At 47.6% G+C, this 22,615-nt stretch carries 24 protein-coding genes, 10 tRNA genes and 1 rRNA gene; 22 read left to right on the forward strand and 13 right to left on the reverse strand.

The genetic code is table 11. From position 1 onward, the window contains the following. The 3 genes from rrf to AA84_RS0108490 all read left to right on the forward strand — a co-directional run. Window positions 1-86 (forward strand): 5S ribosomal RNA (rrf, locus tag AA84_RS18365); the annotation flags it as partial. Window positions 87-199: 113 nt separating this feature from the next. Beyond that, window positions 200-274: transfer RNA gene (locus AA84_RS0108485), tRNA-Asn, on the forward strand. A gap of 1 nt (window position 275) precedes the next feature. Next, window positions 276-349 (forward strand) — tRNA-Thr (locus AA84_RS0108490). A gap of 391 nt (window positions 350-740) precedes the next feature. Here AA84_RS0108490 and AA84_RS0108495 read toward each other — a convergent pair. The 12 genes from AA84_RS0108495 to AA84_RS0108555 form a co-directional block, all read right to left on the reverse strand. Then, window positions 741-1,286, reverse strand: coding sequence for a GNAT family N-acetyltransferase (locus AA84_RS0108495; RefSeq protein WP_028976852.1), 546 nt, complete (start codon window positions 1,284-1,286; stop codon window positions 741-743). Window positions 1,287-1,643: 357 nt separating this feature from the next. After that, window positions 1,644-2,984, reverse strand: coding sequence for a hemolysin family protein (locus AA84_RS0108505; protein ID WP_037563308.1), 1,341 nt, complete (start codon window positions 2,982-2,984; stop codon window positions 1,644-1,646). A gap of 120 nt (window positions 2,985-3,104) precedes the next feature. After that, entirely contained in the window at window positions 3,105-3,974 is an 870-nt protein-coding gene (locus tag AA84_RS0108510) for a PHP domain-containing protein (RefSeq protein WP_028976855.1), read from the reverse strand. Then, window positions 3,967-4,416: a GNAT family N-acetyltransferase gene (locus AA84_RS0108515; protein WP_028976856.1), complete on the reverse strand. Its 450-nt coding sequence runs from the start codon at window positions 4,414-4,416 to the stop codon at window positions 3,967-3,969. Before AA84_RS0108515 ends, AA84_RS0108510 begins: the two co-directional genes overlap by 8 nt. Continuing rightward, window positions 4,413-5,123 carry a phosphonate C-P lyase system protein PhnL gene (gene phnL / locus AA84_RS0108520; RefSeq protein ID WP_028976857.1) on the reverse strand — a complete coding sequence of 237 codons (711 nt, stop codon included), beginning with the start codon at window positions 5,121-5,123 and terminating at the stop codon, window positions 4,413-4,415. Before phnL ends, AA84_RS0108515 begins: the two co-directional genes overlap by 4 nt. A 127-nt stretch (window positions 5,124-5,250) precedes the next feature. After that, window positions 5,251-6,441, reverse strand: a complete 1,191-nt coding sequence (phnM, locus tag AA84_RS0108525; protein ID WP_037563310.1) for a phosphonate metabolism protein PhnM — start codon at window positions 6,439-6,441, stop codon at window positions 5,251-5,253. A 9-nt stretch (window positions 6,442-6,450) separates the two neighbouring features. Beyond that, on the reverse strand, window positions 6,451-7,296 hold the full coding sequence (locus AA84_RS0108530) for an ATP-binding cassette domain-containing protein (RefSeq protein WP_028976859.1): 846 nt from the start codon (window positions 7,294-7,296) through the stop codon (window positions 6,451-6,453). After that, window positions 7,286-8,137 carry an alpha-D-ribose 1-methylphosphonate 5-phosphate C-P-lyase PhnJ gene (locus tag AA84_RS0108535; protein WP_028976860.1) on the reverse strand — a complete coding sequence of 284 codons (852 nt, stop codon included), beginning with the start codon at window positions 8,135-8,137 and terminating at the stop codon, window positions 7,286-7,288. Before AA84_RS0108535 ends, AA84_RS0108530 begins: the two co-directional genes overlap by 11 nt. A 20-nt stretch (window positions 8,138-8,157) precedes the next feature. Beyond that, window positions 8,158-9,258, reverse strand: coding sequence for a carbon-phosphorus lyase complex subunit PhnI (locus tag AA84_RS0108540; protein ID WP_028976861.1), 1,101 nt, complete (start codon window positions 9,256-9,258; stop codon window positions 8,158-8,160). Then, window positions 9,259-9,876: a phosphonate C-P lyase system protein PhnH gene (gene phnH / locus AA84_RS0108545; protein WP_028976862.1), complete on the reverse strand. Its 618-nt coding sequence runs from the start codon at window positions 9,874-9,876 to the stop codon at window positions 9,259-9,261. Then, entirely contained in the window at window positions 9,863-10,303 is a 441-nt protein-coding gene (phnG, locus tag AA84_RS18370; protein ID WP_223362615.1) for a phosphonate C-P lyase system protein PhnG, read from the reverse strand. The genes phnH and phnG overlap by 14 nt, the downstream gene beginning before the upstream one ends. Window positions 10,304-10,454: 151 nt before the next feature. Then, window positions 10,455-11,171, reverse strand: coding sequence for a GntR family transcriptional regulator (locus AA84_RS0108555; RefSeq protein ID WP_028976863.1), 717 nt, complete (start codon window positions 11,169-11,171; stop codon window positions 10,455-10,457). Window positions 11,172-11,353: 182 nt separating this feature from the next. Between AA84_RS0108555 and AA84_RS18375 the strand changes: the two genes are divergently transcribed. The 6 genes from AA84_RS18375 to AA84_RS0108585 all read left to right on the forward strand — a co-directional run bounded on the left by AA84_RS18375 (window position 11,354) and on the right by AA84_RS0108585 (window position 16,002). Further along, window positions 11,354-12,064 (forward strand): GntR family transcriptional regulator, encoded by a 711-nt coding sequence (locus tag AA84_RS18375; protein ID WP_028976864.1) that lies wholly within the window; start codon window positions 11,354-11,356, stop codon window positions 12,062-12,064. 85 nt (window positions 12,065-12,149) lie between these two features. Then, window positions 12,150-13,169 carry a PhnD/SsuA/transferrin family substrate-binding protein gene (locus AA84_RS0108565; protein WP_028976865.1) on the forward strand — a complete coding sequence of 340 codons (1,020 nt, stop codon included), beginning with the start codon at window positions 12,150-12,152 and terminating at the stop codon, window positions 13,167-13,169. Between the two features lie 35 nt (window positions 13,170-13,204). Next, window positions 13,205-14,005, forward strand: coding sequence for a phosphonate ABC transporter ATP-binding protein (gene phnC, locus AA84_RS17475; RefSeq protein WP_037563314.1), 801 nt, complete (start codon window positions 13,205-13,207; stop codon window positions 14,003-14,005). After that, window positions 14,002-14,787 carry a PhnE/PtxC family ABC transporter permease gene (locus tag AA84_RS0108575; RefSeq protein ID WP_028976866.1) on the forward strand — a complete coding sequence of 262 codons (786 nt, stop codon included), beginning with the start codon at window positions 14,002-14,004 and terminating at the stop codon, window positions 14,785-14,787. Before phnC ends, AA84_RS0108575 begins: the two co-directional genes overlap by 4 nt. Beyond that, on the forward strand, window positions 14,787-15,647 hold the full coding sequence (locus AA84_RS0108580) for a PhnE/PtxC family ABC transporter permease (protein WP_081791750.1): 861 nt from the start codon (window positions 14,787-14,789) through the stop codon (window positions 15,645-15,647). Before AA84_RS0108575 ends, AA84_RS0108580 begins: the two co-directional genes overlap by 1 nt. Before the next feature lie 97 nt (window positions 15,648-15,744). Continuing rightward, window positions 15,745-16,002 carry a PepSY domain-containing protein gene (locus tag AA84_RS0108585; RefSeq protein ID WP_028976868.1) on the forward strand — a complete coding sequence of 86 codons (258 nt, stop codon included), beginning with the start codon at window positions 15,745-15,747 and terminating at the stop codon, window positions 16,000-16,002. Between the two features lie 43 nt (window positions 16,003-16,045). Here AA84_RS0108585 and AA84_RS0108590 read toward each other — a convergent pair whose 3' ends face one another. After that, a complete protein-coding gene (locus tag AA84_RS0108590; RefSeq protein ID WP_028976869.1) occupies window positions 16,046-17,035 on the reverse strand; it encodes a DMT family transporter in 990 nt (329 codons plus the stop codon). A gap of 387 nt (window positions 17,036-17,422) precedes the next feature. Between AA84_RS0108590 and AA84_RS0108595 the strand changes: the two genes are divergently transcribed. From AA84_RS0108595 to AA84_RS0108655, 13 genes are all read left to right on the forward strand, one after another. Further along, entirely contained in the window at window positions 17,423-17,848 is a 426-nt protein-coding gene (locus AA84_RS0108595; protein WP_028976870.1) for a universal stress protein, read from the forward strand. A 386-nt stretch (window positions 17,849-18,234) separates the two neighbouring features. Then, window positions 18,235-18,363, forward strand: a complete 129-nt coding sequence (locus AA84_RS19505) for a hypothetical protein (protein ID WP_255304661.1) — start codon at window positions 18,235-18,237, stop codon at window positions 18,361-18,363. Between the two features lie 188 nt (window positions 18,364-18,551). Next, window positions 18,552-19,343 (forward strand): M15 family metallopeptidase, encoded by a 792-nt coding sequence (locus AA84_RS0108605; RefSeq protein WP_037563317.1) that lies wholly within the window; start codon window positions 18,552-18,554, stop codon window positions 19,341-19,343. 93 nt (window positions 19,344-19,436) lie between these two features. Next, window positions 19,437-19,592 carry a hypothetical protein gene (locus AA84_RS19000; RefSeq protein WP_156031422.1) on the forward strand — a complete coding sequence of 52 codons (156 nt, stop codon included), beginning with the start codon at window positions 19,437-19,439 and terminating at the stop codon, window positions 19,590-19,592. Window positions 19,593-20,126: 534 nt separating this feature from the next. Then, a tRNA-Glu gene (locus AA84_RS0108615) sits at window positions 20,127-20,198 on the forward strand. 6 nt (window positions 20,199-20,204) lie between these two features. Next, window positions 20,205-20,277: transfer RNA gene (locus AA84_RS0108620), tRNA-Val, on the forward strand. Window positions 20,278-20,281: 4 nt separating this feature from the next. Beyond that, window positions 20,282-20,357 (forward strand) — tRNA-Thr (locus AA84_RS0108625). Between the two features lie 25 nt (window positions 20,358-20,382). Continuing rightward, window positions 20,383-20,467: transfer RNA gene (locus AA84_RS0108630), tRNA-Tyr, on the forward strand. A gap of 13 nt (window positions 20,468-20,480) precedes the next feature. After that, window positions 20,481-20,556, forward strand: a tRNA-Lys gene (locus AA84_RS0108635). 7 nt (window positions 20,557-20,563) lie between these two features. Then, window positions 20,564-20,649 (forward strand) — tRNA-Leu (locus AA84_RS0108640). Between the two features lie 23 nt (window positions 20,650-20,672). Beyond that, window positions 20,673-20,747, forward strand: a tRNA-Gly gene (locus tag AA84_RS0108645). Window positions 20,748-20,753: 6 nt separating this feature from the next. Further along, a tRNA-Ala gene (locus AA84_RS0108650) sits at window positions 20,754-20,826 on the forward strand. A 247-nt stretch (window positions 20,827-21,073) separates the two neighbouring features. Further along, entirely contained in the window at window positions 21,074-22,591 is a 1,518-nt protein-coding gene (locus tag AA84_RS0108655; protein WP_051577885.1) for a hypothetical protein, read from the forward strand. Window positions 22,592-22,615: the final 24 nt, after the last annotated feature.

Raw genomic sequence — 22,615 nt, forward strand, 5'->3', positions numbered from 1 at the left:
TTCCCATCCCGAACACGGTCGTTAAGCTCTTCTGTGCCGATGGTAATTGGGGGCTGTCCCCCTGTGAGAGTAGGTCACTGCCAGGCAATTGAGAGAGGCAGGAAGTCATTGGTATGGCAACCTGTTTCTTATTCTATTTATAATGTAAACTTCCCCAATATGGGAAAGTACATTATAATATACATATTTTATTAAGTATTCCACAGTAGCTCAGTGGTAGAGCAATCGGCTGTTAACCGATCGGTCGTAGGTTCGAATCCTACCTGTGGAGCCATGCTTCCATAGCTCAGTTCGGTAGAGCACTTCCATGGTAAGGAAGGGGTCGCTGGTTCAAGTCCAGTTGGAAGCTTACTTATAAAACATTGATGCACCAAGGATTTTAGCCAATGGCTGACCTTGATGCATCTTTTATTTTAATTAACAACTGACTAAATTGCTGATTAAATTTGATAAAAACGATTCTGCATTGCTTCTCATTGACGCCCTCTTGAAAGGGGGATACTGATGCTGTCAGATAGAAAGAAATAATCCGTCTCATATGCTCGGGCAGGAGCTGAGACGGATCACTCTGTAAGCTATTCGTTTAGTGCCGCATCCGCTCTGTGCGGATAGGGCCATTCCGTCAGTGTTGTGCGTGCGCTGAAAGAAAAATACAACGAATGGAACGATCTGGAATTTCAGGGGCATTAAACGTTGAAGTAGCCGGTTTCTTTGATCCATTTTTTTGTTAATAAGTTATTTCAAACGTTCAGCCGGCCCATAACGAGCGTGCTATAATAGCAGCCATCCGATAAATAGTTGTCATTCCTGAGGATACCTTCAACTTCAAAGCCGAACCTTTTATATACGTTTATTGCTTTTTCATTGGTTTCCAAAACGTTAAGTGTGATTTTTTTCAGATGAATGGTTTCGGCCCATGCAATCGATTCTTGAAGCAGATGGGGGCCAAGATGTAAGCCCCAGTACTTCTTTAGTACGCAGACACCGAATTCAGCTTTGTGGGCTAGGCGTTTTAAATGATTGCCCTCGCATCTTGAGAATCCGGCGATCTTGTGATCCACGAGTGCGACAAGAAAAAGGTTCTTTGGATCTGCTGAGTCATGCTTAATCAGCTGTTCGAATTCAGAAGGAGTGATGAATGCTTCACCCGCTTCTCGATCCATGTTCTCCGTCTCACCGTCAATCTGTACACGAATTTTTGATAAGTACGCGGCATCATCAGGCTGCGCGGAGCGAATGGTACAGGCACCTCCTTTAATCGTAAATTCTTTTTGCTTGATGATCATGTACGGATCACTTCCTTATTTTGAAGGGGCTATGCGCCGCTCCATTTATCTTATTATTGCCGCTAATGATGCTGCTCAAAAAAAATCCACTTGGCTATTTGCTTGCACCGGTGATGCTGGTGTTCGCACTCATAACGTCAGCAAATAGTATCGTGCTGATATTCGTAACGATGATAAATACAGATCAAAATACATGGCCGTCAATCGTGATTTTCTCGATGTTGCTTGGTGTTTGTCTTTGTGTTCTCTGTTCTATATTGAGACATGTGATTGCACCCCCACGTGGCATTACCGATTAACACATGGTCAGGAAAAGTAAAACACGCCAACTCATAAGGAGTGGCGTGTTTTTTCTATTTATGAGGCGGCGGAACTGCTGGCAGGGTTGATGAATTTAATCCCAATCTTCTCGAGCCGGTTGCCGTTTACGGATTTAACCGTGAACAGCATGTTCTTGTATGTTACGGTCGGCTTGAAGCCTTCATCAGGTATTGAGCCAATCTGGCTGAGCATCCATCCGGCGAGTGTGTCAAACTCGGGAACATCAATATCGGTTTTAAAATGATGATTGAAGGCATCGAGCTCCATCGATCCGTCAGCAAGATAAGTGGATTCATCGATCCGCGTCAGCGGCTGTTTTGTTTCATCATACTCATCTTCGATCTCACCGACGATCTCTTCAATCAAATCTTCCATCGTAACGATACCGGCGAAACCGCCGTATTCATCAATCAACACGGCTAAATGCTGATGGCTATCACGCATTTCTTTTAACAGATCGTCAATATATCTCGTTTCCGGTACAAAGAAGGCTTCACGCATCACGGAGCGCAAAGCGACGTTTTCAAAGCCGACTTTGCTTGCAGCGTGAAAATAGTCTTTGATGTTCAAAAGGCCGATGATGCGATCACGGTCCTGTTCATAAACCGGAATACGTGAATACTTTTCACTTAAAATCAACTCGGTCAGCTGATCCGGCGGTGTATCGGCATCAATGATAAAGGAATCGGTTCGGGCAGTCATAATTTCTCTGGCGATTTTATCATCCAGTTCAAAGACACCACGAATCATTTCCAACTCTTCGGTATTCACCGAGCCGTCTTCCTGGCCGGATTGTGCGAGCAATTTGATTTCTTCACGCGAATTAACCTGTTCTTTTCCATCTTCTTTACCGACATGAATAACCTTGGCCAGCACATTGACGGAAAAAGATAAAAACATGACAAAGGGATAAGTGAATTTGCCAATTAAGAAAATAGGCCTTGCAGCGAATGCAGCAATACGTTCAGCGTTCTGAAGCGCAATTCTTTTCGGAAACAGCTCACCGAATACCAGCGTGATGTAAGAAAGCACGAGGGTAATCACAGCGATGGAAAGTTCCTTTGCATAAGGAATCGTTCCGAGAAACGATGCAAATTGGTTTGCTAAACCGGTTGCGGCGGATGCACTTGAGAAAAAGTTGGCTAAAGTAATGCCCACTTGGATGGTTGCTAGGAATCTGCTTGGATCATCGATCACTTTGCTAATGATTAGTGCCTTTTTATTGCCGGCAGCCGCCTGTCTTTCAATACGCTTCTTATTCAAGGAAACAAGCGCAATCTCAGCGGCAGCAAAAAAAGCATTAATTAATGTAAGGACCCCGATCAATCCAAATTGAAAGAACAACGGACTCCCAGGGTCATCTGAAGGACTATCCACGGAAACAATCTCTCCCTTTTATAAAATTAAGTGATATAGTTTCATTATATTTGATTTTATGAATTTAATCCATAATTAATTCGCACGAATCATGACCATTTATTGGCTTGAACATGGGCATCAGTGTATGCAACGCGTCTGTGTCATGCGTTTTTTTCTAGTTTCAATCATTTCGAGTGCATGGTGACCAACCCCCTTGTCGCCGATCCGAGATCCGGTGTCACTGTAAAAGCCATGATAGTCAGAGCCGCCGCTGATCACAAGGTCATATTTCTCGGCGAGCTGCAGCGCATGGCGCTCTGCCTGTGAATCATGGAGCGGGTGGTAGACCTCAATCCCTTCAAGGCCGGCACGCACCCATTCAGACACAGCGGCAAAATTATCAAACTGGCCAGGGTGGGCAAGCACGGGGACACCTCCGGCTGCACGGATTGCACGAATCGCCTCGAAAGCGTCGAGATAATGGACCGATACATATGCCGCACCTTGTTTGTGCCCGGCACCAGCGCGTGCGAACAGCTTGCGATACAGATCGCCATAGATTGTATCGGTATATCCCTTCTTAAACAGCACATGCATGATGTGCTGTTTGTAGACATTTGTGCTTTCTTTCGCCAACTCGGCGACTTCTGCCCATGTGAGCGGATAGCCTGCTTGGATGAGTCTTTCGACCATTTGCCGAGCCGCTTGCTGACGCTCGGCACGCATCGGCGCGCACAGATGCTCCAATACCGGGTGACCCGTTTCGATGAATAGACCGAGAAGATGTGCACGGCGGTTGCGGGTGAAGTCATAGGCGGAAATTTCAATACCGGGAATGAGCGTAATGCCGATCTTTCTGCTGTATTCAGCGGCGCGCGCGAGTCCTAGAGTCGTATCATGATCCGTGATTGCCAGATGATCCACACCGTTGTGTTTTGCCTGATCAAGAACCGCTTCAATGGAATCGGAATTGTCAGAGATGGATGTGTGGCAGTGCAGGTCAATCATCAGCCTTAACCTCCGTTCGAAAACTCATGCCGTGCTGCTCAAATCCAAGCTTCTCATAAAAAGCATGAGCGCCGCTGCGTTTTATGTCGCTTGCAAGCATTAGTTTGTAGCAGTTTTGCTTGGCTGCGCGGCGCATGGCGTCCTGCATCATCTTTTTCCCAATCCCTTGTCCGCGGGCGGCTCCAGCGACCACAACATTTTCAACGATTGCGATTTTTTTTCCGCCGTGGCCAAAGTTATCAAGAATGATCAGCGTATAGGAAGCGATGAGTTGTGCTGCATCAAAGAGACCATAAATCTTATAGTAAGGATAATCATTGAGACGATTCAGCAGCTGGGGGGCTTTGTTTACGGGCAGCCGGTTCTGAGCATCCAAATCACCGAGCAAATCAAGGTACTGATCGATCGCTGTACGGTCGAGTTCCTTCCATTCAATTGTCATTGAGCGGCCTCCTTGAGCAACCCATTTTGTAAGCGGAAGGTTCGATCGACCACCGATTCCATAAAATCCAAATCATGAAAGATGCCGATCATGGTCGTCCCGCGTTGTTTCAATTCTTGGATGCGTTCTTTTACCGAAGCTTTTGATGCTTGATCGAGCGATGCAGTGGGTTCGTCCAGCAGCAGCAGTTTTGTTTGCCGAACCATAGCCCGTGCCAAATTGAGGCGTAATTTTTCGCCGCCGCTGAACGTTTTCGGATACGTATCCCAGAGTACTTCGCGCAGATTGAAGTGGGTCAGCATCGCTTTTGCTCGCATGCGTGCAGCAGCTTCGCCTTCTCCCATTTCGAGCAGCGATTCCATGACGAATTCGAGAGCAGTCATCCGCGGCATGATGCTGAGAAACTGAGAGACATAGCCGATTTCTTCTTTACGAAGGCGCAGCATCGTGCGTTCGGAAGCCTCGGCCAGATCGATGCGTCCATAGCGATCCGATGCATAGTGTATGTGCCCGTTGCTCGGTAAATAAGTACGGTAGATGCACTTGATAATTGTTGATTTGCCGCTGCCGCTTTGACCGGTGATTCCGAGAAATTCTCCTTGATTCACCGAAAAATGAATGTTGCGGCAGCCGGTAATCTTTTTGTCATTAAATTGATGGATGGTAAATGTTTTCTCAAGATGATCGACATGGAGCAATTCTTCCATTTTACTCACCTCTGTACCTGAATAAGTTTGCTAAATGCATGGTAATCCCAAAGCGCTTCATCAAAACAACTGTACTTGGTGCGATGGTGCGCCGTTCGCTTAGGCGTGTTCTGCTGGAAGTATTGGATCAACGCTTCAAGGCCGGCTGATGGTGTGCAGTCAGATAGTTCATACGGCAGACTTCTGAGCCATCGACGAAAACATGCTGCAGCAGTGGTTGTTTCGTTTCGCTGACACCGACGATCAGTAAATCAGCTTTCTTCCCAGATTCAATCGAGCCGATGTCGTGATCGAGCTTCAGTGCGCGCGCCGGATTCAGTGTAACGGTGTTGAATGCTTGGGGCGCATCTATGCCCAGATCATAGTGGAGCTTGAACGCTGCATGCAGCAGTGATGCCGGGTAATAATCCGAGCAGAAAAGATCAACGAGACCTTCACGAACCGCATCAAGCGCAGATAAATTATTGCTGTGTGATTTGCCAAGCAGCAGATTCGGTGCACCCATCACAACACGCATGCCCAGCTTTCGTGCATAACGAGCCGCCTCTAGAGTGATTGGAAATTCACTGATTTCCGCTTGCCAGCTGCGGATTAAGTCGAGCTTTTCAATCGTATCATCGTCATGGGATGCAACCGGTATGCCGCATGTGTTTGCAAGATGGGCCAATTGCTGCAGCATTTGCGGATCCAATTTCTCCTGCTTTTTCGTATCTTCAATCATCTGTTCCGCTTCTTTCTTGGAGAAGTGGCGATGTTCGATCAGCAGCCTTCTTTGCACTTCCAAATCGCGATACTGTCCTTGACCCGGCGTGTGATCGGTGAGTGAAAATTCGTCGATCTTTCCGTCACGGAGCAGTGCCGATACCGCTTCAACCGCATCAATATTGGCAATTTCAAAACGCAGATGCGTCTTGTGCCGAATCAAGTGGGGACCTTGAGCAAGGCGGTGGATGGAATCCATGAGCGCATAAACCGTTTCATTTTGACGTGCTTTCCGTATCGTGTTTTGTTTCATCAGGGAAACGGCATGAAAGATGGTGGTGATCCCTTCTGCAGCGAGCTTCTTCTCCAATTCGGCAAACGAGAGTTCGATCGCAAAACGACTGGTTGGCCGCGGTTCAATTTCAACTTCAATCGCATCACTGTGTGAATCAATCAAACCGGGAATCAGCCATCTGCCGCCAGCGTCGAGATCTGAAGCAGTCACGCTTTCCGGTGCGCCGGCTTCAATGCGGCTGATGCGGGATGCTTCAATCGTGACCGATCCGTTTTCAATCACACGGTTAGGCAAAACAATGTTTGCATGATAGATTTTCATAAAGACACCTCACAATAAAGAATGGACAAGCAGTTGTGTATAGGTATGTTGCGGGTCTTCAAGGATTTGATCGGTCAAGCCGGCTTCGATGCAGCGGCCTTGTTTCATAACCAAGGTCCGATCGCACAGCATACGAATGACGCCAAGGTCATGGGAGACGACAAGCATGGCGGTTCGGTTTTCGCGCTGAATGCGCCGGATCAGATCAAGGACACGTGCCTGCACCGACAGGTCTAAGCCGGTCGTCACTTCATCCAGCAAAAGAATCGGCGGCTTGTTGGCCAGGGCTTTGGAAATTTGCACACGCTGCTGCATGCCGCCGCTGAAATGGGCCGGTGCTTCATCCATGCGCGTGATTGGAATTTCTACATGATCTAGAAGGTCTGCGGCACGGCTGCGAATGGCGCGTACATTGAAATCACCGGCTGCGATTAATTTTTCAGCAATGTTGCCGCCGCTGGAAAAGTTCATCTTCAGCCCGATCCAGGGATTCTGGTATACCATGCCCATGAGATGGTTGCGAATGTAGCGCTTTTGCTGCGCGGATTCAAGGAAAATATTGCGCGGTCCTTTGTTATAAGTAGCAATGGTTGCCGATCCGCTTGTCACGGGCGAATCAAAATAGAGACTTTGAACAAGCGAGCTTTTTCCCGATCCGCTCTCGCCAACAATCCCAAGAATTTCACCTTCATAGAGATCAAAACTGATGTCATTGCAGGCCAAAACACTGCCGCAATGCGGACAATGACTGCTGCCAGATGGAAGATTCTGGGGGTTCCGGCAAGTGGCACAGCCTTTTCCAAAGCGTTTCATCAAATGACGTACTGCGAGCAACGGCCGATCTTCATTTCCCATGCTGCGCACCTCGCTCCCGGCATTTGCGGCAATAGCCGGTATCGGAACATTGATAGAAGGTCTGTCCGGCGGCCTCATCATAGAGTTCATCGAGGAAGCTGTCCGTGCTCCCGCACAGACGGCAGCTGCAGCCTTCAAAGTGTTCGACTTCAAAAGGATAGTCGTCAAAAGCGAGCGGCTCCACGTCGGTATAGGGAGGGATCGCATAGATTTTCTTTTCCCGTCCGGCGCCGAATAAAAATAACCCTTCTGCTTGATGGAGCTTCGGAAGATCGTATCGAGGGATCGGACTAGGCGCAAAAATGTAGCGTTTATGGGCCAATGCCGGATAGTCGGCGCCAATGCTGATTTTCCCCCACTTGACAATGTCTTCATAAAGCCGCAGCCAGATGCCGCTGTAGTCCATTTCTGCATGCAGGTGTTTGCTTTTCTTTTCTTTCGGCTCGACGAATCGCAGCGGTTCAGGGATCGGCACTTGAAACACGAGGATTTGATCGGCACGAATCGGTACTTCGGGAATACGGTGCCGTGACTGAATCAGGGTCGCCTGCTCGGCATCAGTTGTTACGGCAACATTGGTGCACGCCTGTACCAGCTTTTTAATACTGACGGCATTAACGCTGTCGTCATTGCCTTGATCAATCACCTTCAAGGTATCGCCATCGCCGATCAAAGAGAGGGTGAGCTGCAGGCCGCCGGTGCCCCAACCACGGCCGATCGGCATTTCTCGTGATGCAAACGGCACCTGATAGCCGGGAATCGCCACAGCCTTCAGTGTGGCGCGGCGAATTTCTTTCTTCGAACCCTCATCGAGAAATGCGTAGTTGTACGTTTGTTTCAACGGCGTGTGCATCGCCATATTTACACCTCCTGGTGGTCTGTTTTTTCAGCTGCCAGCTTTTGCGCTTGCCTCAGGACATCGAGTTTGGACTGGAATGTAATATAATGCGGCAGTTTCAGGTGGGAGACAAAGCCGTTTGCTTCAATACTGTCTACGTGCAGCAGAACAAATTCCTCATCATGGGTCGGGCTCGTTCCGTCCGTTTCCAAGCGTTGTTCAAGAATTGCCATAGCAATTGCTTTTGTCTCATTCTGTCCGAAGGTTAGTCCATACCCCAGTTGAAACTGCACATCGCCATTGTCTTTTTTGGTAAATGAGTTGATCGTTTCCACTTCAGTTACCATCACTTCGCCGAGCGACAAGGTTTCGTTTGAAGCAAGCGGATAAGCAACCGTCAATTCCACATAGCCGACACGCAGTTCAGCGACCGTAGGGTGTTGCGCGGTATGTTCGCGCATGCTGCTGCAGGCGAGCGCGGTCATCGCACCGGTATCGCCGCGAGATAAAAGCTGAAGTTTCGCTGAGCGCGGGACAGGGAAGGTCAGCTTGTCGCGGGTAATATCGACTAAACCATTGCGTGCGTTCGGGGGACTGAGCAAGCCCTGTGCGCGCAGCAAGTCAGCGACCTTACGAAACGGCTGTCGGTGATCCGTATGCGGGTTGTCTTGTTTCGGAAGCTGTTGCAAAACGGATTTTAGTGCAGCCTGTGCCTCTTCATTACGGAGCGTAAAATTAAGCAGACGATGCGTATAGTCGGCTGTCGGTCCGAGAATCTGACTGCCGGGAATGTCCTTGAAAGCAGATGAAATGCGGCGGATTACGCGCATCTGTCCGGGATCAACCGTCAGAGATTCAACGTTTCGCTCCAGCGTTGAGCGGTAGGCGCGCAATAGGAAAGCAGCTTCGGCAGGATCGCCTTCCGCCTGCTTGAGCGCGAGTGCCGCATCGTTTGGCGCGTAAAGGCCGCTTTCGCTGATGACGCGGTCAACCAGATGGCGCATCTGTTTTTCAATTGCCGTGACTTCAAGTGCATGGTCTGCATCTTTCAAGCGATACCATTGATTGAGTAAATTGGCGGTTTCGATGGCTTGCTGACCGCCAGTTACGGCAACATAGCCCATTTATACAGCCTCGCTTTCAATCATTGTTGTCCGCGGCAGTGCAGCCATCTGACCGTTGTCGCTGATTAAGATGAAATCACAGCCGGTCGGATACTCCATATTGCGCGCTGCACGTATCCGAAGCCATTCCGGATTGAATCCATCTGCCGACAGGGTACGGCGCTTCTTAATGCCCGGGCCGCTGAGTGTCATCGTTATGCCGCTTGTTTCAGAATCGGATAAAGCGCGGACACGAATGATCAATGTGGCACTTTTCTCGGGTTCAAGCAGCGTACCGATGCGAATCTGCTGCATCAGTGTACGGATTAAATCGACACTAGGCTGAGTTTCAATGAAAAGATAGTCTGCACGTTCTGCAGCAAGCATTCGGCTTCCTGTCCGCAGCTCCAAATAGGACGCCGCCTCATTATTTTCCGTCTCTAAATAGAAAGTTGTCTGAGCATCGAGCAAGGTACGGCCAAGCGCATAGGTTCCGGAGAAAAGTGGAATCGCATTTGGAATACTATTCATTTGTGGTGAAAGGTCATGGAGCTTACCCGGGCGCGCCATGCTGTCGAGCAGACTGCGATAAACGCGCCGCGTATCATGTACCTCATGGAAGCTTTTAGTGTCTGTCATTGTATGCCCCCATCGTATCGAAATGGACTTGCGACTCAGCGCTGCGAGCACACTCTGCGTTGCGTTCGGCGATGATCGCGCCCTCCGCTGCCTCAAGACGTTCACGCCATTGCTCGAGTATGGGGAAGCCGGCGTTGATGGCTGCATCAACAGCGGCCATACAATAGGCGCGCTGTGGTGCCTCACCGACAACCAAGCCGATGCCAAACTTTTGATTAAAGGAAACCGTGCACTCGGTCACTAAGACTTCACCGACATAAAAAGGTTGATCAGACACGGAGTCGCGCGCTTTCATCATCACAAGCGACGTTTGCGGGAAACGTTCCACCTGCAAACAGAGCGTCTGTTCCAATTGCTCAGTGATCTCTTTTAATAGCGAAAGTGAGCAGGCATTCAGGATACGACTGAGCCGCTGCTTGTTCATCATCACGATTTGAACCTCCTTCATTTTTGCTTACAAGAGCACTGTAACTTATCGATAAGTACGAATCGTTAACCGCATGTAAAAAAAGCGTAAAGGAACCGTGACTGACCTGGATACGAGCGGATAGACGAATAAGCATCGTTTCTGAAGCCTATTAAAAATCAATGGTACAGCGGCACAGATCACTGCGGATTCGTGAACAACTGTATTCAATCGGTCTGCCTTTGGGATAATGTGTCAGGCTTCTGACTTGCAGGATCGGTACATTTTCCGGAATATTGAGCTGTTCCGTATCCTGCTGGTTTGGCATGACCGCTTGAAGGGTCGATGAAACGCGATGCGGGTAAATACGATAATGGCGATCAAGCAGTTGATAAAGCGAACGGAAGTTTTCGAGGTTTGTGCTGAAATTCGGTACGCATTGTTTTGGAAGAACGGTTTGTGATCGGGAAAAAGGCTGATCGCCTGCGCAGCGGATGATCTGCAGTTCATAAACATGCTGATCGTCGGTGAGCTGGAGACGCTCGGCTTCCGGTTCATTAGCAAGGCGCAGCGTCCAGTCCACCAGTTTCCCTTCTGCTGCAATCCCAATCTGGTTCAGGTTCTCCGTAAATCGGGTAAGGGATGAAAGCGGGTAGCAAAGTTCACGCATCCGCTTGGCAACAAAATAGCCTTTGCCTTGCTTTGATTCAACCAGACCGCGGTGAATCAGATCCAAAAAAGCAAATCGGACAAAGTGAGGATTGACGCTGAATTGATTGCAAAGGTCATGTTCAGATGGAAGCTTGTCTCCGCTTTTATAGATTGCTTTTTCAATTTTATATTCAAGCGCTTCAATGATTCTTTTGGAGGCTGCTTGTTCAGTGCGCATAGGCTTCCCCTTTTTAGCTTTATTTCCTCTAATGTACATTCTTGAAAACGTAAGAATCAATCGTTGGCACTGAATTTTCAAAATCTTTATCACAACTTAAAACTGGCTTAACTTTCTTTACGGGATTATCCGCTAAACTATGGAAGAACGAAGGAGATGAGAGGGGAGGCTGAGCGTGTTTAATGGAAACAGAGCATTTGGTGATTGCCGATTATTTCATCCAAGCGATTGAGCAAGCGGTTTATCAAGAAGGCGAACGTCTGCCTTCTGAATCGGAGTTGCGCGAACAGTTCGGAGTCAAACGTTCTGTGGCAAGGCGCGCCGTCGCTCGCCTTTGCGATAGCGGGTGGATCACAACCATTCAGGGCAAAGGATCGTTCGTTACGGCAAGAAGCACGCCGCTTGCTTACGCGCTTTCATCTAAGACCGCATTTACTGAGGAGATGATGAAAAACGGGGTTATCGCGCATGCTGAACTGCTGCACTGGGAAAAGCGAACGGCAAATCAGCACGAGCGAAGGCTTCTGCATCTGGATCATGCGGACTGGGTTTATCAATTGGAGATCCGGCGCCGGGCGGGGCGGTTGCCTTTATCGATGACAACAACCTGTCTTGTTGAACGCATCGTTCCCGATCTTGAGCTTCACTTGGATCCATTTGTCTCCCTGTACCGGATCTTGTCCGGGATCTATCGCCTTCAACCGCAAAGACTGAGCTCCGTTGTTCGCGCCTCACTGCCGAATGCAGACGATGCGGCGCAGCTGGAGATCTCTGCCCAGTCGCCGATTCTTCAGGTTGAAAGTCTTGTCAGTCATCGAGGAATTGTGCCAATTGAGTACAGTCGCTCACGGATTCGCGGTGATTTGCAAGAAAGCTGTGTCTCTTTTTCATGAAGCCTGTTCAGACGCATCATCGATTACTTCTTCTGTTGACCAATACTTAGCGAGATTTGAAAACTTATTCAGGGGGAACCACAAAGTGAAAAAAGCAGTCATTGGATTTCTTGTACTTGCACTCTTTCTTGTTAGCGCAGCGTGCTCGGCAAACGGCGGATCAGGGTCCGGATCGAGCGCGAAAAAGACGATCACGGTCGTATGGTATCCAAATGAATCCGGTGCGGATATGAAAAGTTCACGTGAAGCCATTGATAAAGTCATTGCTGATGCAACCGGTAAAAAAGTCGTGGACAAGTTAACCACGGATTATAACATTGCAATCGAAGCAATCGCCAGTGGCAACGCCGATATCGGATTTATGGCTGCGCAAGGCTATATTGAAGCGCATAAGAAAAATGAAAAAGTATTGCCGCTCGTTGTGAACAGCGGAGCATCCGGTACCTTGAAGGACGCAGTTTACTACAGCTGGATTGCAGTCAACAGTAAGGATGCAGACAAATACAAAAGCAATAACGGCTACTCCATTGACGGAATTAAAGGCAAACGGATGTCTTTTGTCTCTACAAGCTCCACCTCCGGGTTTGTCGTCCCTTCCTCTCGAATTATTGCTAACTTTAAATCCGATCATTTAAAACAAGAAGATCTTCAGGTAGGAAACAAATTCTTCAAACAAGTGGTTTTCGGACAATCACATCAAGGTTCTGCGGTGAATCTATTAACAGGAAAAGCAGACGTTGCAGCATTCTGTGATACAGAACTCATCCGCTATGTAGATCTTGCCAATGGCGAAATGAACAAAGAAGGATCGACATACAAGGTAAAGGCAAATGCCGAAGAACCCTTTAATAAACTGGGCGGAAAAGAATTTACGGTCCTTGCGGTTACTCCGGTTTTAAATGCGCCGGTTGTCATGAATACGGAAACTTTGAGTAAATCCGATCAGAAAAAAGTGCTTGATAAGCTGACCTCGGACGATGTTGCCAATGACAAAGGCATTTTTGCTCCGGAAGGCTCAAAAGGCATGTATGCAAAAACGCAAGACGAACGTTTCTTGAAAATTGAAGACGGCTGGTTTGACGAAATTAGAAAACTATCCGAATAATTGCTAGTAAATGATCATGAATCGAGGAGTTCACGATGACGACGTTATTGCAGTTTAAAAAGGTCTCCAAGCAATATGGCAGCTCTACTGTGGCGTTATCTGATGTTAACTTCTCCGTTAACGAGGGAGAGTTAGTTTCCATTATTGGTCCTTCAGGGGCCGGGAAATCAACGCTCCTTCGCTGCATCAACCGACTGATTGATGCGACGAGCGGAGAAATCATTTTTGACGGCATGGACGTACTGAGCATCGGCAGACGCAACCTCAAGAAATTGCGGACGAAAATCGGTATGATCTTTCAAAACTATAACCTTGTCGAACGGTTGAGTGTATTTGAAAATGTGCTTCACGGACGTCTTGGCTATAAGACGGCATTGGTTGGCGCGCTTGGTTTTTATCATGAAGAAGAAAAAGCGCGTGCACTTGAAATTCTGAAATCGCTTGGGCTTGAAGAACAAATTTACAAACGCTGCGATCAGCTTAGCGGCGGCCAGAAACAGCGCGTTGGCATTGCAAGAGCACTTGTTCAGGAACCACGCGTCCTTCTTGCCGATGAACCGATTGCCTCACTCGACCCAAGTTCTTCCAAAGTGATTATGGATCATTTGAAAAACATTTGCGAAACATTCGGAATCACCGTGCTGGTCAATCTGCATCAGCTGGATGTGGCGTTAAATTATTCAGATCGAATCATTGGCATCAGCAGCGGGCGCGTGGTTTTTGACGGGATGCCGTCTGCATTGACCCATGACGCTATACGCCAAATCTATGGCTCAGATCCAGACGGACTGAATCTGAACGTCGAGAGACCGAAAGAAGTGGCGCAAAAAAGATGAAGCAGCACTTTCTGATGAAAAAGCGCTTGTCCTTTCTCGGTTTTTTGCTCGTTTTGGTTGGGATTGCATGTGCGGCGATGACGATGACGCAATTCAGCATCGCAAACAGCTTCAGTTCCATTCCAAAAGCGATGATATGGGGATGCAGCAATTTTTATCCAACGGCAGATTCCTTTACGAATTTTCCGGATATCATGCTCAAGCTGCAGGAGACCTTGCTGATTTCCATTGCCTCGGCCTCGGTAGCAGCAATTTTCGCTTTCGTTTTTGCTTTGCTTGGTTCGCAAGTCACCAAGATCAATAATACACTTGCGGCTTTCAGCCGTTTCATCGCAAATGTTTTCCGTAACATTGATGTCAGCATTTGGGCACTGGTGCTGCTTTTCTCCTTTGGCCAAAGTTCGTTAACCGGCTATTTTGCCTTGTTTGTTGCTTCATTTGGCTTTTTGACACGCGCATTCATGGAAACGATTGATGAAGTCGGCTCAGGCGCGATTGAAGCGCTGCGTGCGACCGGTGCTCATCGTTTCTCGATCATTTTTCAGGCGGTCCTTCCAATGAGTATGTCGCAATTGATCAGCTGGGTACTGTTCATGATAGAAACGAATATTCGAGCGGCAACGCTGGTTGGGATTCTGACCGGCTCAGGTATTGGTTTCATTTTCGACCTTTACTATAAACGAATGGATTACCACTCAGCCAGCCTGGTCGTACTTGCGATTGTTGTCTCCATTCTCGTGATTGAACAGATTTCGAATTATGTAAGGAGGGCGATGTTGTAATGGCGATCAGTCCTGCAGCCCAGCCAAAAATGGTCAATGACGGCAAACCGCCCCTTGTAAACGGGAGACTGAAGTTGCGCGTGCTGACCAAGTCGATGCTTGCCATTCGGGTGACGCTGATCGCGCTTGCGGTTTTAACCGTTATCGGTTTTATGACCTTCAACTACCAAGAGGTTCATTTGCTGAAGGGAATTGCGACAACCTTTGTGAATTTTAAAACGATTTTTGCTTCGCCGCAGTTTTCACATTTCACCTTTCCGGAGGCCGTCCATCAGCTGTTGATTACCTTGTCACTGGGTGTTTTGACGACCTTGATCGGCGCCTTGATCGCCTTGTTTCTCAGCATGCTTGCAGCTGAAAATTTATCAAATAAAACGGTTTCTAACAGTGTCAAAGGATTGATGGCCGTGATTCGTGCGGTGCCAACCGTTCTCTGGGTACTCATTTTTGCCGTATCGGCAGGACTGGGGAGTGTGGCCGCGGTTATCGGGATGTCCTTTCACTCCATCAGTTATCTGACGAAAGCCTATTCTGAGTCGTTTGAAGAATTGGACCAAGGAATCCTCGAAGCGTTACAAGGATGCGGGGCAGGCTGGTGGCAGATTATCTGTCAGGCGGTGTTGCCTTCATCCCTGACCTCAATTGTGTCCTGGACATTCATTCGTTTTGAAATCAACTTCGGCGTTTCCGTAGCGATGGGGGCTGCCGCAGGTGCGGGCGGCATCGGCTACGACATGTTTATGGACAGTGCGTTCTACTACAATCTGCATGAGATGGGGGTCATTACGTACATGATCTTAGCCGTAGCGATGCTGCTTGAATACCTATCGCTTCAAATGAAAAAGAGAATTCGCGCTTAAGTCGCGCGAAGCTTCATCGTTTAGGCAAAGGCACAGATATCACCTTTCATCATAGACTAGTGAGGAAACGGATCTTGATGAGGAGGCGGTTTAGTTGATGTACGGAACCAATCCAGCGGCAAATGGACCTGCGGCAAATGGACCTGCGGCGGATTACCGTCAGCGCATTACGGCGCAGCAAGCAGCAGAGATTGCCGTTGCCCGTGTACCGGGGCAAATCATTCATGTTGATATGGAATTGGATGATCACTTATTGAAATATGAGGTTTATGTCTTAACCGATCAAGGTGTCGTCTACGAGGTGGAAATCGCTTCAAGAGACGGGCGCGTTTTGAGTGTGGAAAGAGAAGATTAAAAAAGCCGGCCCCATTTTCTGGGGTCGGCTTTTTGTCGAATCTTTACCGAACATGCGCTTCCTTGCTGGCAATCGGTTGTTTGATCATGCGCTGTTTTTCAAGCTTCGCCTGCCGGTTGTCGGAGATCAGTTCAACACATGAACCGGCCAGAATCAAAAGAATGCCCGCCAAGACATTGAGTGTAATCGATTCGCCGAGAATCAGCAGTGCGAGAACCGGAGCCAGTGCCGGTTTAATAAAGAAGACCAGCGAGGCGGTCGATGCTGAAGTTGTCTCCATGGCAAGGAAATAAAAGCTGAAACCGAGCCCGGTGACAAACACGCCCAGATAGATCAGCATCGGCAAAGTGCCCCAGGAAATCCCTTGCAGTACAGGAATGTTGGCGAAATCATTCAGCCCAACGCTTCTCAGCCACCCGGCAACCGCGCCGATCTTGGTGATCCAGATCAGCACCAGTAGTTCCATACTGCCGAACAGGAAACTGAAGCTGCTCTGTACCACCCCGTCAAAACCATAGTTTAAGCTGCCTTTGCGCCCGACAATCCCATAGAGCGCGAAGGTGACTGCGGCAATCAGCGAAAGCGTGATACCGGTCACGTTGGTTAGATTTTCAGGGTTCACAATAAACAGCATGCCTGCTAAACTGACAACCAGTGACACGAGCGACAGCTTTGTCAGCTTTTCCTTCAAAAAGAAGTGGGCAAACGGGATGACAAACACGGCGTTGCAGCTGAACAGAATCGCAACGGTCGATGCCTTTGCATAGACAATCGCCATCTGAAAGAAAGTCATGCTGACCACGACGCACATCAATCCGGAAAACAAAAAATAAAGCACTTTACTTTTATCAAGCGTAAATCCGCTCCCCTTCAAATGGCGGATGGCAAGCGGCGACAGAATAATGGATCCGATTAGAAAACGCAGAAAATTGAGTTGCATTGGATTGAATTGCGAGCCCGCCAATTTGATTGCAATTTCCATTGTGCTAAAGAATAGTGTTGAAAAACCAATAAAAATTAATCCTTTTTTCATGCTAAACCCTCGATTTCTCACCATATTTTGAAGGTGATCTGATCGCTTTACAACGCGCCGCGAAAGACCGGCAAGAACTTAATTGTGAAAACGCTGCCAAATAATAGCTTTTGCATCTGTTTCATCTTCTAATAATATAACGCAGATATGAGAAAATGATAAGCGTTTAGAAAAACGGAGCATGTGTAAATGATGAACTTTTTGTACGGCTGTCTGCCTATGTTGTCCCACTAAAACGGGAATTTTGTGGTAAAATAAAGGTGACAGGGAATGTTTGGGAACCGAGTGACCGCCTGTTCATTCGCTTGAATTTTGCGGTGTTCCGGACAATGTGATCTCCCTTTTTGAACGGTTCCATGTCAACTTGTGAGAGGGGCGGTGTTTGGTATGCTCTTTAAAAAAATATTGGTTTCCTATGATGACTCCGATTTGTCGAAGAAGGCACTGCAAAAAGCAGCAGATTTGGCTCGGCTCGATGCTGATACGGAGCTGGATGTCCTTAATGTCGTGACTGTACCGACCAACCAATTTGTTGTCGGCGAAGTGTACCGTCAAGTACGCGAATCGATCATAAAGTATGGCCATGAAGTGGTAAGCCGTACGGATCAAACGCTTGACGCATTGCCGAACAAAACAGAGACCTTTGTCAAAGAAGGCCAGCCGGTACGAACAATTATTGAGTTCGCCGGCCAAAACGATTATGATCTGATTGTCATCGGCAGCCGCGGGTTAAGCGGCGTTAAGGAATTTTTGGGCAGCGTCAGCCATGGGGTTGTCCAGCGTTCACAAGTTCCCGTTTTGATCGTTAAATGAAATGACCGGATAGCTTAATGAAACGCATACGCATAATGAAACGGCATCCTGCTTGGGGTGCCTTTTCTAGCAAGTAAAGAAATATATGATTTGGCCTTGCTGGTATGATGATCGGCGGCATTTCATCAATAAGCCCGTTACAGACACGAAAGCGCTCTGGCGCCCGCGGCAAGCGAGCAGCTGTAGTGCCCGGATCGATGGCAAGGGACTAGGCGTAGCCTAGTTTTTCTATATCGTTACACTCCAGGGGGGAAAACGAATCGATCGACGCGTGTTCATGCAAGCTGAGGTTTTCTTTACATGAAATTAAAGACAGCATCACACACCGCTAACATTTATGGGTTATTCTTTAAGTATTCAATGAGCAATCAAGGAGGAAATGATACATGGAAATGAACCAAACCCATGCGGCAGAACAAAATGTTGTGGCGGTGAAGCTTAATCGCAAATTACTGTTGACTCATCTTGTATTGGTTGTTTCTGTTCTCCTGAATGTCAAGTTGCTGCTTGGATAACCGGCAGCGTTAGTGATCCGATAACCCCTAATTTCTATATATTTTTTTCATCCGCCTATGCGGATTTTTTTGTTTGTGCTAATGAAATGGCTCCGGACTTCGAATACAATAAAAAGAGTGCAGGCAAAATGAACAGTGTGTCTGACCAACATCAATTGTAAATTGAAATAAAACAACGGAGCGCTTTTATGAACAACAAAGGAATTTTAACTGCAGCAGCGATGTCGGCTCTATTGGGGTTATCCGCCTGTAGCCAATGGCCGTGGAGCGGTTCGTCGAACAGCGGCTCTACGCAAACACACTCATCATTGAATAATCAGAAAGCACAGAGCCATGATTCCTCACCACAGCAGAACACGGTGTCCGCGATGAATCAAAATGGCATTCATGTGGTTGCCGATCCACGAAGTACGCTCGTGCTTGTTAATAAGTACTTCAAGTTACCCAATGACTATGTACCGAATGATTTGGTCGACCTTGACGTCCCGTTTATTTTCTCTGGAAAATCGGAAAAAAAGAAAATGCGCCGCGCTGCCGCCGCTCCACTTAAGCGCATGTTTGATGCGGCAAAGAAAGATGGGATTCAACTTGCTGGCGTCTCAGCATATCGTTCTCACAAGAGTCAAGTTGCGTTGTTCAATTATTATGTTCAGCGCGATGGTGAAAAAAAGGCGCTGAATTACAGCGCGCGGCCGGGGACAAGTGAACATGAGACCGGACTTGCCATTGATGTCTCAGGAATGAACGGCAAGTATGCGGCAACACAAGAATTCGGCAAAACGCCTGAGGCAGCCTGGCTGGCAAAGCATGCCCAGGATTATGGGTTTATCGTACGTTATCCTGAGGGAAAAGAATCGGTAACCGGATATGAGTACGAAGCCTGGCATCTGCGCTATGTCGGCCTTCCGGCAGCGCAAAAGATTGCGCAAGCCCATGAAACCCTCGAGGAGTATTTGAACGATGTACCGGTCAGTCAGTGAATTGGTAATGATTCACGTTCATTGAATCCGATACTGAGGTTAAGCTATAAAGGTTCGGGTAACCGGACAAATCTTCAGTGGTGGTGGGCAATGATGAAACAGCGAAATGGAATCGTGCCTTTGATTGCATCAATCGGCATCGGAGCAGCTTGTTACCAAATGATGAGACCGAATAATAAGGTTGGCCAAGCGGTTAAAGGCCGTATGGACAAAATGATGCATCAAAAACAAGTCTTTCCAGAAAGCTGATCAGATCAGAAGAAAAAAGGAGCCCAAGCGAAGGGTTCCTTTTTCTTACAGGATAAGAAAGTTTGTGATTTTGCTTTGTGGTATGACGATATGCGGCATTAAAGAGGAAACTTTCCTGTGCTTTTGCTAAGTGCGCATACGTCCTGTATGCAACGCGAAAGTCATCACCCTGCGAAAGTACGTCCTGTGCACGACGCGGAAGTCACGTAAGCGCTCTGGCGCCTGCGGGACAGCGAGCCAAGGAAGATCACGCAGGAAAAATACGTGTTCGAGGAGGCTTCCGGATCGCCCGCGGCAAGCGAGAAGCTAAAGTGCCGCCCAACCACTAAACAAGAAGCTGGCCCCACTTTATGTCATGTACAATAGGTGTGCATTTGCTTTCCGTGGAGGAGCAGACCGATTGAGAAGTATAGAAATGGCAAGGGGCAATTGACGTCCCAAATATTCAGAATAAAATTGCTTTTATTTTTCTCTTTACAAGACCTGTCAATCTAGATATAATAAAAAACGTCGATTGCGACGGACAAGCAACATGGCCCGTTCGTCAAGTGGTTAAGACACCACCCTTTCACGGTGGGTTCATGGGTTCGAATCCCGTACGGGTCACTTTATGGAGGATTAGCTCAGCTGGGAGAGCATCTGCCTTACAAGCAGAGGGTCATAGGTTCGAGCCCTATATCCTCCACTCCGCCGGTCTAGCTCAATTGGTAGAGCAACTGACTTGTAATCAGTAGGTTGGGGGTTCAAGTCCTCTGACCGGCACCATTCGATTTACGTTTTAATTTAATATGGAGGGATAGCGAAGAGGCTAAACGCGACGGACTGTAAATCCGTTCCCTACGGGTTCGAAGGTTCGAATCCTTCTCCCTCCACCATTCATTATCGTGTGGGCCATTAGCTCAGTTGGTAGAGCATCTGACTCTTAATCAGAGGGTCGAAGGTTCGAGACCTTCATGGCCCACCATTTTTATGCGGGTGTGGCGGAATTGGCAGACGCGCTAGATTCAGGTTCTAGTGCCCTTTACGGGGCGTGGAGGTTCAAGTCCTCTCATCCGCACTTAATTTAATATTTTTTGTTTTGCGGAAGTAGTTCAGTGATAGAACATCACCTTGCCATGGTGGGGGTCGCGGGTTTGAATCCCGTCTTCCGCTCCATAATATGGGGCCTTAGCTCAGCTGGGAGAGCGCCTGCTTTGCACGCAGGAGGTCAGCGGTTCGATCCCGCTAGGCTCCATCAAAGTTATACATATGAGGCCGCGAAGTTTTGGATAAAATCAAAACTTCGCGGCTTTTTGCTGTATCTATAACGCATTACAATTTAGGTGCAGGATCATTTTGTGAATTATCTTAGTTTTTGTCAAAACTATATTCTTGAATAATTTGAACTTTTATATTCATTTGTCGTCGGTATACCTATTGTTTCTACATCAATGATTGATTATGATCGAAAATAAGTCCTATTGCGAGAAGGGTGGGGGAAGATGATGAAGAAACTTGCAGTGATCGGGAGCAGCGGTGGAAATCTGTTTTATCTGGGCGGAAACCAGCCTATAAATTTATTGGAAGAAATTGATCAGCAGTGCGAGCGGAATGGCTGCAGCTTGGAGGCTGTGCAATATATCGCTGCCAATCGATCATTGGACCGCGTGAAGCCGGGAACCTGTGCAACACTATATACGTGGAAGAACGGAACGATCATTACTGGAAAGCGTAGGCAGTTGGAGAGCGTCAACGAAGAGGCAAATCGGTTAGATGACGGCATCGCTGAGAAAATTAGAAGCGGTCAGATTGATGGCCTTGTTCTTATCAGTGCAGATCCTTCAGGAGTCAACCGCGCTGCAGTAGGCGCTGCCGTAGAAAAAAAGATTCCGATCGTTGGCACAGGAGGAACGTCGATGGCCCATGTCGAATCGATTGGCGGTCATGTGGTCGGGTCGTCAGGTACAACCGGGACAACCAATCGAACACGTGCGTTAACAGTGATTTCCTATCTTTGTGCTTACTGGAACATGAGCAGCCATTCAGCTCATATTCAATGGAAAAGGCTCAATCCGACCGGTATTCTGACTGCGGGGCTGCCAGCATTTATCGCCCTGGCAATAATTCATACGGCAGCAGAATATTTTCCCTCTCATGAAACAATCCAGCTTTTGCAACTGGTCGTCGCATGCATTCCTGTTTTGCTTGCTGTGCTCTCTGCAAAGCAGATCAGCGATTTAAATGAAGTGACCTTGATTGCTGCTTTGATTGCCGGCTTCTTTGCCAATAAAGCTGGTGTACTTGGCGGAATTGCGGCAGGATTAGCTGCAGGTGCTTTATCTTCCTATCTGCTCTTGGTCTGCACGCGCAAAAAGATACCGATTACGACAAGCAATCTCATTGCAGGTGCTCTATCAGGGATCATTCCGGGTATCATCATTAATCTTGTGCTCGCGAGGTTTCTATCGTTTGTACAAAACGGTATGGTTCAGTGCATTAATAACCTGATTAACTGGAACGGTTTGCTGGTTGGAGCATTTTCAGGTTTGTTTATTTGGCTGTCTTTGCTGAAAAAAGGATACCATGCCCTCATTTTACCAATTATATTGATTGAAATTGCTCAGGCGGGTACGAGTTTTTTTGGAGCCATTGATATGATTTGTTTGGTTGCCATTGCTGCAGGTGTGAATGCGGCTCTATGGGTATTGCATCACAGGAAGGACGCTGCAGCAAAAAAGGGTTTGGTTATGAATGTTTGCTATGGGACGTTTGTCGAATCCATCTATCCTTATTTCAAAAACAGAGCTATTTTAATCGCTACGTTGATGTCTGCGGTGCTTAGCGGGATGCTGGTTGGTTTTCTGAACCTGCGAGGCACTGCTTATGTGCCGTTTATTGCCGCACCTTTCTTATCGTCTGCTCCAACTATATTTATTCTCGTCATGACAGAAGCTACAGTCCTTTCCTTCATTTTTGTTTTAATAGCATCGCAAGTGGTAAAAAATGCATCCGTTGACTGAAAAGAAAGTTTTATCTAAAAATTC

This window comes from Sporolactobacillus terrae DSM 11697 (assembly GCF_000648615.1).
GTDB classification, from domain to species: Bacteria; Bacillota; Bacilli; order Bacillales; family Sporolactobacillaceae; genus Sporolactobacillus; species Sporolactobacillus terrae.